Source organism: Ferruginibacter sp., from assembly GCF_028288465.1.
Classification (GTDB): Bacteria; Bacteroidota; Bacteroidia; order Chitinophagales; family Chitinophagaceae; genus Ferruginibacter.
This window is the reverse complement of the sequence record NZ_JAQBNR010000045.1, coordinates 44,173-56,015: the sequence shown is the minus strand read 5'-3', so window position 1 is coordinate 56,015 and position 11,843 is coordinate 44,173. Positions and strand designations below refer to the sequence as shown.

Here is an 11,843-nt window from a genome sequence, read left to right as displayed (position 1 = left end):
CAGATTACTGACAACCACCACACCATTTGACCAAAATACAAGCGGTACTACATTTCAGCTTGGACAGTTGATTGAAGGATGGAAGTACGGCATTCCATTGATCAAACCAGGCGGTTCCATTACGCTTTACATTCCACCCTCACTGGGTTATGGAGCCAGTGGTTCCGGGCAAGCTATACCTCCGAATTCTAACCTGGTTTTTACAATCGAACTTTTAGAAGTTCAATAAAAAATTGACCTTGCGCCACGAAGCCATTTCAGTATTTGATATGTTTAAAATTGGTGTAGGGCCAAGCAGCAGTCATACGCTTGGGCCCTGGAAGGCTGCCTTACAATTTTTAGAATCTCTTACAGCAAAAGACCTGCTGCAGCAGGTGCAGAATATCGAAGTGTTGTTGTATGGCTCACTGGCGAAAACCGGCATCGGGCATGGTACTGATATTGCAGTTCAGCTGGGCTTGTGTGGTGAAGATCCGGTAACATTTGATGTGGATAATATCACGGCCAAAATGAATGATATCCGCAATATGAAAAAGATATTGCTGCATGGACGCCATGAAATTGAGTTTGATCCCCAGGAAGATATTGAATTTTTAATTACAGAGTCATTACCGTTTCATCCCAATGCGCTGAGTTTTTTAGTGACCCTGCACAACGGTGATACCTTTGCCGAAACTTATTATTCTGTGGGTGGTGGGTTCGTTATAAAAGAAGGTTTTTCACCCGATAAAAAAAATGAAACTGTTTTACCTTTTCCAATTAATACTGCCGAAGATCTTTTGCATTGGTGCATACGTACCGGTATGAATGTAAGTGAAGTGGTTATGGAAAATGAAAACGCCTGGCGGCCCGAACCGGCAACTAGACAAGGAATATTGCAGATTTGGAATGTGATGAAAGAATGTATGTACCGCGGGTGCCATACGCAGGGCAATTTGCCCGGCGGGTTATTTGTAAAACGACGGGGCTTTAATTTAAATAAAAAATTATTGCTGGATCGCAGTTACAACGATTACGATGGCTGGATTGCGGCTATCTGGCAAGGCGGCAATAATTTTAAATACATACTGGATTGGGTAAGTTGTTTTGCCCTTGCGGTGAATGAAGAAAATGCCTCTTTCGGACGGGTTGTAACAGCGCCAACCAACGGCGCTGCAGGGGTAATACCGGCTGTTCTGCAATACTATATTCTTTTTTGTGATGGCAATACCGAAGATAAAATTATTCGCTTTTTACTAACTGCTAGTGAAGTGGGATGCATCTTTAAAAAAGGGGCAACTATCTCTGCGGCGATGGGCGGATGCCAGGCAGAAATTGGAGTAAGCAGTGCTATGGCTGCGGCAGCATTAACTGAGTGCATGGGCGGCACACAAAAGCAAACTTTAATGGCGGCCGAAATAGCCATGGAACATCACCTGGGCCTAACCTGCGATCCCATTGCGGGGCTGGTGCAAATACCATGCATTGAAAGAAATACAATGGGCGCCATCAAGGCTATAACCGCAAGCCAGCTTGCATTGCAAAGCACTCCGGATTATGCAAAAGTGAGTCTTGATGCAGTAATAAAGACCATGTGGGATACGGCCCTGGACATGAATAGTAAATACAAGGAAACTTCAGACGGTGGCCTGGCCATCAATATTCCCATTAGTTTAAGTGAATGCTAGGAGGGTATAATCCGTAGCTTACCTGCTGTTAAATTAGCTGATAAATTTAATTGTATCTGATTAACAATGTCATGCCGGAGCCACAATCTGGATTAATTTCTTTGCGCGGATAAATACAGGAAAGAGGCTATATGACAATTGCCGATACAGCCTCTTCGAATTAATTGCTCCGGTATTTATTACAATGGAGAAAGATACTGGGCATAAGCATATCCTTCTTCGCCATTGGCTGTCTTAATTTTCCACCAGCTGTCGTCTGTTTTTTCAACAAGTGTAACAATTTCTTCATGTGCAGCCTTACCTACAATAGCGCCTTCTGTAGTGGGAGTACTTCTTATATTAAGATTGGTTGAATCGGTTGTTACTTTTAGCTGAGCCCCTGCATCTGCCTTAATATCAATATTCATCATCAGATCGCCACTTGCCATACTGGGATCAATTTTGTTGTACAATGCCCATAGTGCATCATAATCAGCCGTACTTTTTGCTGTGCCGCTTACATGCAACACGCCGTCCTGTTCTGCTACAGCCAGGTTGGCTACACCCATAGTGGTGGCTGATTGTATCAACTCTGCATATTTTTCCTGAAGTGCCATTTTATTATCGTTTTAAGTTTATTGTAATTATTTTTTGTCTCCTAATTTGCTAACATCTGATTTTACTTTTGCAGCAGCCAGCATCTGCATAATTTTCATTCTGTCTGCTTTGCTTACATCTCCAGTCAATACCGCCTTATCTCCCTCAAATGTTACGGTAACACCTTTGATGTCTTTTAAGCCGTCTTTTACTTTTTGCTGAGCTGCAGCATCCATGGTAGTTGTTAACGAAGCTGGAGGAGCTACTGCTGGCGGCGGTGGGGCAGGGAGGGTAAAATTGGCTACTACAGACTTTACACCTTTTACCTCTTTGGCTGCTTTTTCACATTCTGCCTTGCACATGTCATCTTTACATTCGCCGCTTAATGTTGCAACACCGTCAGTTACATCTACTGTTGCGCCTTTTATCATATCGGGCATGGCATTGAGTTTAGCCTCTACCGCGGCTTTAATGTCTGCGTCTTTAGGTTTACAGCTTACAAAGCTTACCGTTGTTATAATGGCAATGGCCATCAATAATTTTGTCAATTTCATGGTTGTAATTTTTTGTTTAAAATGAATGTTCAAAGAAAGGTAAAAAGAAAGATATTATTATATTTATTTAGCAAGTTCACTGTGATTTTTTGTTGGTGCTATAACAGGCCATTTTTTTTAGTAGTAAGTAAAATACTATTACTAATCGTGTTAAAATCAAATTCTTTTGTCAATTTTTGTACCACATTGCAAAAAAGCAGGGCAGGTGTGATATTCGATCACTACCAGATGAAGGTGGGAGATGCTGTTTAACTAACAATTGTGGATTTTACCTTCAGTTGTTAAAATGAATACTGCACTCTGAGATCAAAAAGTGACAGGGTATGTGCTTGAGAAGAATCGTGCGACCTAATTGAAACCTGCAAATTTATTTAAGACCGGCCAGCAGTTCCACAGATTTTTTAATGTTCAAATAATTATCTAAAATACAACGGGCAAGTCTTTTATATCAGCCGTTGCAATAGAATTCAATTGTTTTTTAACAAGAGCTGCACCCGCTTTGTTTTGTTGCTTTTGCAAACACTCGTATAAGCCTTTTAACGCCCAGTGATTCGTTGGGTTCTCTTTCAAATCTTCTTCAAAAATACGTTCAGCTTCTGTAAACGACCCTGATTTTAAAAGTGCTGCTCCCAGGTATTCTCTTGCAGGCAGCAACCAATCCCTGGGTTCATTATAAATCAATTCCGTTTCATTGTTTACCGCCTCTGTAAACAATCGTATGGCTGAGCCTAAATTATTTTCCTGTTCAGCAATAATACCTGCCAGTAATTTTTCAGCCACTTTTGAGGCATCAGCGGGAGCGTTGAAAGGTTGCATTACTACCAGCATGTCCCCGAGTAGCATGTTTGTTTGCAACCAGTTTAATTCCTTCTTCGCCCGGGTAATCTCGTTTGTTCGCGCCAGTGCAATACCTTTTGCCCAATGTGCCAAAACACTTGCGTATACATATTTTTCAGGAATGGGCGGTGCATTTAAAACTGCATCCCATTTACCAAAACGGATATCATTGATCATTGGCGTCATATAGATATACTGCATAAAAGTGCCGAAGGGGGCTGGCATGGACATGTAAGTGCTGTCAAAGCTTTCCCTGCACGCAGTTGCACTTTTTGCGCTGTAGGTATAACCTTTGCCAAGCATGGCGCAGGCCGATTGCATATGCAAATTGTGGATTAGATAAAGCGGTGCACTGTTTGCAACGTCCGGGTAAGCAGCCAGGTATTCTTTATATCCCTTTAACGATAATTCGTTAACCCTGGCGCCTTCATTGTACATCCCACTTCTGATGTAAATGTGTGACGGCATATGTATCATGTGTGAAACAGAAGGCATCATCTTCGCTAGCCGGTGAGCGCTGTTTAGCGCACGCTGTGGATTAGCAGATGCTTCAACCGCATGAATATAATAGTGATTGGCACCTGGATGGAGGGGTGACAGCCGCAGCGTTTTTTCAAGTACTTCCAGTATAGGTGGCGTCCATGGTTGGGCGTCACCATTGTGTTGCCAGTAATCCCAGGGATGCAGGTTCATCATGGCATCCGCATACAACGCGGCTATATCTGCATCTTTTGGAAACTGGAGATATGCTTCTTGCATTTCGGTTGCGTATAATTGATTTAATATCGTCCTGCTTGTTGTGCTATCGGCTATGTAGCGAACACTCATGGCTTTTATCAGGGTCTTTTCCTTAGTAGTACAATATGCCGACAAGGCCATCGCCCTTTGTGCAGCGGCGAACGCCTCCGGTGTGGCAGCATACGCATAGTCATTGATATTAGGTCCGTAAGCCAGGGCCTGTGCCCACCAAATCATCGCATTGGTGCTATCAAACTGTGCAGCTTTTTTAAATGAGGCCATGGCTTCTATGATGTGAAAAGAATAATACATGTTAACGCCCTGCTGAAAGAATAACCGGGCACTATCGTTTATGGATGCGATAGGCCATTGGTAGTTGCCCCATCCCTTTAGAATATATATACCCTTAGCAAGGCTGTCGCTGTTTAAATGATTCCAGTCTGGCGCACATTGGACAATGAATATATTTTTCAACGCCTCTTGATGGGATATTAATTTCGGTTCAATGGATTCGGGGCGGGGTAAATATTGAAATGCCGATAAAAAAAGCAATCCTGTAAAAGTTATTGCTAACAACATTTTCTTTTGCATGATCTGGTAGTTAAATTGTAAACAGCAGTTATTTGGTATGTTGTCCGTTTAATAACAAAATACATTTTATTATTTAGCAGAAAAAAAATGTTTGGTGATTTCTTTATTTCCCATTGATTGACCCGGGGATGAATTGTTGCGGAAAATCGGTGCTGCGCCATAGCGGATGTGACTATTATGCTTTTTGCCGGCTGAAAACCTTCAGGTTATCGTTATCAGCCTGTCAGCACTAAAAAATTGACTGTTTGCGGTTGCCAATCAAAATTGTGTACAGAACATTTATTTTATACACAGGTGTTAAAAACCCCTGGCAATTTCTCTATTGCGCTTTACTTATATTTGCCTTTGTTTAAAAATACTAAATAAATTAGTAGATTGTGCCCGCTGAAGTTTAAATTTAAAAGTGTATGCTAACATATTTATGACACACTTCGGTAAAAGCTCAGCATGGGAATGCGGTACAAGCGGGCGACGCGAGAATGCTGATTGAGAAAAAATGTACGGACAAAAAAAATATAATGGCAGAAAGAGAAAAAATTGCGGCTGATTACAATGAAGACTCTATACGGAGCCTGGATTGGAAAGAACATATCCGTTTACGGCCGGGAATGTACATTGGTAAACTCGGCGATGGCAGTAGTGCTGATGATGGCGTGTATGTGCTGATGAAAGAGGTGATTGACAATTGTATTGATGAACATACCATGGGGTATGGTAAACATGTGGATGTTACCATTGACGGGAAAACGATAACAGTGAGAGACTATGGCCGTGGTATTCCGCTGGGTAAAGTGGTAGATGTGGTAAGCAAAATAAATACCGGCGCCAAGTACGATAGTAAAGCGTTTCAAAAAAGTGTTGGGTTGAATGGTGTGGGTACTAAAGCGGTAAATGCTTTAAGTGATTATTTTAAAGTAACTGCATATCGAGAAGGTAAAGAAAAGACTGCCGAATTTCAAAAAGGCGTTTTGATAAAAGAACACAAGGAAGTAGTCACCAAAGAAGACAACGGCACATTTGTAACTTTCATCCCCGATGAAACCATTTTTAAAAATTTCCATTTTGTACAGGAATATTTAGACAACCAGTTCTGGAATTACTGCTACCTCAACGCAGGCTTGGTCATGAACCTGAATGGCAAGCGCTATGTAAGCAAAAATGGCCTGCTGGATTTGTTGCAACGCAAAACGAATGAAGACGAAATTCGCTACCCGATTATACATTTAAAAGGAGAAGATATTGAGCTGGCGCTGACCCATGAGAATGCTTACGGGGAAGAATATTACAGTTTTGTCAACGGTCAGTTTACTACACAGGGTGGTACACATTTAGCCGCTTTCAGGGAAGGTTATGTAAAAACCATCCGTGATTTTTATAAGAAGGATTATGATGCGGCGGATATACGCGGCAGCATTTGCGCTGCCATTTCGGTAAGGGTGCAGGAACCGGTCTTTGAAAGCCAGACAAAAACAAAACTGGGCTCTCAAAACGTGTATGAAGGTGGCCCGAGTATGCGCAACTTTATAGGCGATTTTTTGGGCAAGGAGCTCAATAATTTTTTGCATAGAAATACAGCCACCGCAGAAGCATTAAAAAAACGAATCGAGCAGAACGAGCGGGAGCGGAAGGAATTATCCGGCATCCGCAAGCTGGCCAACGAACGTGCCAAAAAAGCCAACCTGCACAACAAAAAATTAAGGGATTGCAAGTTTCATTACAATGACGAGGCTAGCGGAAAAGACAAGGACAATATTTTAGAAAAACAAAAGGAAAGTACCATTTTTATCACCGAGGGCGACAGTGCCAGCGGTAGCATTACCAAGGCAAGAAACGTGAATACCCAGGCAGTTTTTAGCTTGCGTGGTAAGCCATTAAATTGCTACGGGCTTACCAAAAAAGTAGTGTACGAAAATGAAGAATTCAACCTGTTACAACATGCGCTAAATATTGAAGAAGGTTATGAAACGCTGCGCTACAACAATATTGTTTTTGCTACAGATGCCGATGTGGATGGGTTGCATATCCGTTTATTGCTGATGACGTTCTTCCTGCAATTTTTTCCAGACCTGGTGAAGAATGGCCACGTATATATTTTAGAAACGCCCTTGTTTCGTGTACGCAATAAGCAGGAAACCATATATTGTTATGATGAAACAGAGAAACAGGCAGCAATAAAAAAACTGGGCAGCAAGCCGGAGATTACCCGCTTTAAAGGGTTAGGAGAAATTAGCCCGGAAGAGTTTGCACGTTTTATAAACCGCGATATGAAACTGCAGCCGGTGATGATGTTACCTGATACGCATATTCAGCAATTGCTGGAATATTATATGGGTAAGAACACACCAACCAGGCAAGAATTTATCATCGATAATTTGCAACTGGAAATTGATTTGGTGGAAAATGGGAAAGAGGTGTTGGAAGGGTAGTTGGTTAATTAAAAATTAATAATTATTCTAACAACGGTCAGTTCATAAATTACTTGGTGTATGAAAAATGACAACCTCATTCTTGATAAAACAGTTCAATTTAGTTTGCGGATTGTTAAGCTGTTTGTTCATTTGAAAGAGACCAAAGTTGAAAGAGATTTGTGTTTGCAATTAATTATTAAGAAGCGGAACTTCGGTTGGGGCCAATGTTGAGGAACCAGTTGGCGGATCATCCAGAAAGGACTTTGCACATAAATTGGAGATAGCATATAGGGAAGCAAGAGAAACAAGATATTGTTTAAGACTTATGAAAGAAAGTGAATTACTGGAAAGCAAACTTGCAGAATCTTTTATCAGCGATTGCGAAGAAATAATTAAAATTCTAACAGCAATTTTAAATTTGACAAAATGTAGCAAATGCCGGAAGGATAATGAAAACTTTTTTTAAATTTTATACACTCCAAACAACAAAAGAATTATTAATTTATAATTATTAATTCTTAATTAAAATCATGATTCATATTGTATTTAACGAAGCAGATATAAAAGTTATCAAAGAAGCCATCGCATTGGATGAAAGCCTGCAGGGAGAAGTAATGCAGATAAAAGATGATTATGCAGTTGGCCCACTGAAAAATATCTATGTAGGCGAAGGTATTGAAGCACGTAAACAATGGTGGCGGGAAGTACTGGCTGGTGGCGATTATGATGGCAAAGCTGACAGTGGTGACGTGGATGACTATAAAACAGTTGCCGAACTGGTTGGCACGATGAGGAGGAATGAAGAAGAAATCATCTGGATTTGGGCTGCACAAAACAAACACGATGTGAGTGGCTATTACTGGTTGCTGAAATACATGCAGGAGTTCCAGGGCCGGGTGTTTATTTTATACCTCAACAACTTGCCTTTCATCAATGAAAAGGGAAATATCTTTTACCCCAACTGGTTACACGAAATTCCGGCAAAGGAATTTTTGAAAGCGAAAAAACTTGCCCGGGAAATAACCCTGAGTGAGTTTGAAGTTGACCCGGACGAATGGACCAAACTATGCAACGAAAACAAAGGCATCCGCTTACTGGAAGGGGGTAAAAAGCTCGCCCAGGAAGACTATGATTTTTATGATGCTGAGTTAAAAAAATTGATTACACCCGACTGGCAAAAGGCCTCTAAAATTATACATCAGTATGCAAGCAAAGCTAAACATACTACCGGTGATGCTTACCTGTTGTGGCGTTTGAAAGTGCTGATAGGGCAGGATATATTTGATGTACAAGGCAAGGTGGGCAACATGAAAGAGTTTGAAATAAAAACAAAAGGATAACCAATGAACATCAAAGCCATTCACCATATAGCCATTTTAACCGATGATTATGAGCGCAGCAAGACGTTCTATACCGAGGTGCTGGGTTTTAAAATATTGGCCGAAACATACCGGGAAGAACGAAAGTCATACAAGCTGGATTTAACCATCAACGGGCAATACCAAATTGAATTATTTTCTTTTCCGGACTTTAAGGAACGGGCTTCTTTTCCGGAACAAAAAGGCTTGCGGCACCTGGCGTTCGCGGTGGAAAATATGGAAGCGTCAGTAGCTGAACTCGCAGGCAAAGGCGTAGATGTACAGGGTATCAGAGTGGATGAATTAACCAATAAAAAGTTTTGTTTTTTTTACGATCCCAACGGGCAACCGCTGGAATTGTATGAAGTATAAGGGGAAATAACAATGGCAACAAGTAAAAATAAAGAAGACTACATACACACAGACAGTGGTATTGGCGGGCAGTACAAAACATGGTTTTTAAACTACGCCAGTTATGTAATATTGGAAAGAGCGGTACCTGCTATTGAAGATGGCTTAAAACCGGTACAGCGCCGCATCCTGCACGCCATGAAGGAAATGGATGACGGTCGTTTCAATAAGGTGGCCAATATCATCGGGCAGTCGATGCAATACCATCCGCATGGAGATATGAGTATTGGTGATGCACTGGTAAACCTGGGTCAAAAAGACCTGCTGATTGAAACCCAGGGAAACTGGGGCGATGTACGTACCGGCGATGATGCGGCAGCGCCAAGGTACATTGAGGCAAGGCTCAGCAAATTTGCGCTGGAAGTAGCGTTCAATAATAAAACCACCGACTGGGCGCTGAGTTATGATGGCAGAAAAAATGAGCCGGTAACCTTGCCGATGAAATTTCCCCTGCTGCTGGCACAGGGTGCCGAAGGTATTGCGGTGGGGCTGGCAACTAAAATTTTACCTCACAATTTTTGTGAACTCATAGATGCTTCCATCAAATATTTAAAAGGCAAAAAGTTTGAGCTGTTACCGGACTTTTTAACCGGCGGCACCATGGATGCCAGCAACTACAACGATGGTAAACGCGGCGGTAAAATCAGGGTAAGGGCCATTATTGAAGAGCTGGATAAAAAAACACTGGTGATCAGGAGTGTGCCTTATGGCGTTACTACTACCCAGCTGATGGAGAGTATTGTAAAAGCCACCGATCAGGGAAAAATAAAAATCAAAAAGGTAAATGATCATACGGCTGCCGAAGTCGAAATCATCATTGAACTTGCACCGGGTATTTCGCCTGATATTACCATTGATGCCTTGTATGCGTTTACAGATTGTGAAGTCAGTATTTCGCCCAATGCCTGTGTAATCGTAAAAGACCGTCCGCAGTTTTTAGGCGTGCCGGAATTATTACGGGTGTCGGCCGATAATACAAAAGACCTGCTGAAAAGAGAGCTTGAAATCAAGCTCAACGAACTGCAGGAAAAATGGCATTATACTTCGCTTGAAAAAATATTTTTTGAGGAAAAAATATACAAAGAGTTAGAGAAGAAGCACGAGACCTGGGAAAAGGTGCTTACGGCAATTGACAAAGCCTTTGAACCATTCAAAAAATTGCTGCGCCGGCCAATTACACGGGAAGATATCGTTAAACTAACGGAGAAGCCAGTGCGCCGCATTTACAAACTGGATATTGATGAACTCAATGAGCAGATAAAAGGATTGGAAGGAGATATCAAACAGGTTAAATACGACCTGGAACACCTGACGGAATTTGCCGTAGCCTACTATGAAAACCTGTTAAAAAAATATGGTAAAGGCCGCGAGCGTAAAACAGAGATCAGGCAGTTTGATACCATACAGGCCAAGAGCGTAGCCATTGCCAATATTAAGCTTTACGTAAATTATGCGGATGGTTTTATAGGCACAGGACTTAAAAAAGATGAATTTGTTGCGGAGGTTTCCGACCTGGATGACATCATTGCTTTTACAAAAAGCGGCATCATGAAAGTAGTGAGGGTATCCGATAAAATATTTATTGGTAAAGACATTATCCATGTTGCCGTCTTCCAAAAAAATGATGAACGTACCACTTATAACCTGGTGTATGTGGACGGAAAAACGGGTGTTACTTACGCCAAGCGTTTTAATGTAACAGGCATCACAAGGGATAAGGAATACGATCTTACCAAAGGGGCAGAAAAAAGCCGGGTGCATTATTTTTCAGCGAATCCAAACGGCGAGGCGGAGGTGGTAAAGATTGTGTTAAGTCCCAATTGCACTGCTAAGAAAAAAGAACTGGAATTTTATTTTGAAGAACTTGAAATAAAAGGCCGTAGCAGCATCGGCAACCAGGTAACAAAATATCCTGTAAAGTCAGTTAAGTTTAAGGAAGCCGGCAAGTCAACGCTGGATGCTAAAAAGCTTTGGTTTGATAATAAGTTCGGTCGCTTGAATACTGAAGAAAAAGGGGAGTACCTTGGCAAGTTTGATGCAGAAGACAGAATTCTCGTTATTTACAACGATGGCAATTACGAGATCACTGACCAGGAGTTAATGCAACGTTTTGACCCAGAAAAGATATTACTTATAGAGAAGTTTAAAGCGGACAAAATTGTTACGGCTGTGTACCTGGACAATGAAAAATTGCAGTATAATATCAAGCGTTTTAAAATTGAAACGACCACATTAAAAAGTAAGTTCTTCTTCATTAAGGAAGGCAAAGACAACCGCCTGGAAATGGTAACGACAGACGATGAACCGTTGCTGATTGTAAGAACCGGCCGTGGACAACTGGTACGCAGCGCCAAATTCAAGGTAAAGAATATGGTGGAAGTAATGGGCTGGAAAGCGGTCGGAGCCAAGCTTACAGAATATTCTAAAAGCGTGGAAATGGAGTGGGAGAAAAAAATCGATGATGAAAATGCACAGCCGGAGCTGTTTTAATTTTTGCCCGGGCTGAAGATACCTTGTAGTACACTGTTGCGTTGCCCTCTTGTACTTTTGCAGCTTTGGGCAAAACTTTCAAATCCGGAGCTGCAAATTAAAATCCCAGGCATATGTAAAACCAGCAGCATTTATATAACAAAAATTAGAAGAAAATAACTAAGCTGCCTGTGTTGATTTGCGGTAGTTCGAAGGAAATGTGCTGATAAAAGA

9 protein-coding genes and 1 pseudogene are annotated in these 11,843 nt (G+C 41.5%); 7 read left to right on the top strand and 3 right to left on the bottom strand.

Annotation, left to right across the window (positions count from 1 at the left end):
- Together JWR61_RS17345 and JWR61_RS17340 are read left to right on the top strand one after the other, a co-directional pair.
- Positions 1–229: FKBP-type peptidyl-prolyl cis-trans isomerase (locus tag JWR61_RS17345; RefSeq protein WP_301929009.1), on the top strand; the 229-nt coding region annotated here is incomplete at its 5' end.
- 10 nt (positions 230–239) lie between these two features.
- Positions 240–1,667, top strand: coding sequence for an L-serine ammonia-lyase (locus JWR61_RS17340; RefSeq protein ID WP_301929008.1), 1,428 nt, complete (start codon positions 240–242; stop codon positions 1,665–1,667).
- A gap of 179 nt (positions 1,668–1,846) precedes the next feature.
- Here the strand turns inward: JWR61_RS17340 and JWR61_RS17335 are convergent, their stop codons facing one another.
- From JWR61_RS17335 to JWR61_RS17325, 3 genes are all read right to left on the bottom strand, one after another.
- Complete coding sequence (locus JWR61_RS17335) at positions 1,847–2,263, bottom strand: SH3 domain-containing protein (protein ID WP_301929007.1); 417 nt, start codon at positions 2,261–2,263, stop codon at positions 1,847–1,849.
- 27 nt (positions 2,264–2,290) lie between these two features.
- The gene (locus JWR61_RS17330) at positions 2,291–2,797 is read right to left on the bottom strand and encodes a BON domain-containing protein (protein ID WP_301929006.1); all 507 of its coding nucleotides are present in this window, start codon (positions 2,795–2,797) and stop codon (positions 2,291–2,293) included.
- A gap of 420 nt (positions 2,798–3,217) precedes the next feature.
- Complete coding sequence (locus tag JWR61_RS17325; protein WP_301929005.1) at positions 3,218–4,963, bottom strand: M48 family metallopeptidase; 1,746 nt, start codon at positions 4,961–4,963, stop codon at positions 3,218–3,220.
- 518 nt (positions 4,964–5,481) lie between these two features.
- Here JWR61_RS17325 and JWR61_RS17320 point away from each other — a divergent pair.
- The 5 genes and pseudogenes from JWR61_RS17320 to JWR61_RS17305 all read left to right on the top strand — a co-directional run bounded on the left by JWR61_RS17320 (position 5,482) and on the right by JWR61_RS17305 (position 11,630).
- Positions 5,482–7,389: a DNA topoisomerase IV subunit B gene (locus JWR61_RS17320; RefSeq protein ID WP_301929004.1), complete on the top strand. Its 1,908-nt coding sequence runs from the start codon at positions 5,482–5,484 to the stop codon at positions 7,387–7,389.
- 235 nt (positions 7,390–7,624) lie between these two features.
- Positions 7,625–7,837 (top strand): annotated as a pseudogene (locus JWR61_RS28295) (four helix bundle protein); the annotation flags it as partial.
- 64 nt (positions 7,838–7,901) lie between these two features.
- Positions 7,902–8,711, top strand: a complete 810-nt coding sequence (locus JWR61_RS17315; RefSeq protein ID WP_301929003.1) for a DUF1835 domain-containing protein — start codon at positions 7,902–7,904, stop codon at positions 8,709–8,711.
- A gap of 3 nt (positions 8,712–8,714) precedes the next feature.
- Positions 8,715–9,101, top strand: a complete 387-nt coding sequence (locus tag JWR61_RS17310) for a VOC family protein (RefSeq protein ID WP_301929002.1) — start codon at positions 8,715–8,717, stop codon at positions 9,099–9,101.
- A 12-nt stretch (positions 9,102–9,113) separates the two neighbouring features.
- Positions 9,114–11,630 (top strand): DNA gyrase/topoisomerase IV subunit A, encoded by a 2,517-nt coding sequence (locus tag JWR61_RS17305; RefSeq protein ID WP_301929001.1) that lies wholly within the window; start codon positions 9,114–9,116, stop codon positions 11,628–11,630.
- Positions 11,631–11,843 lie beyond the last annotated feature (213 nt).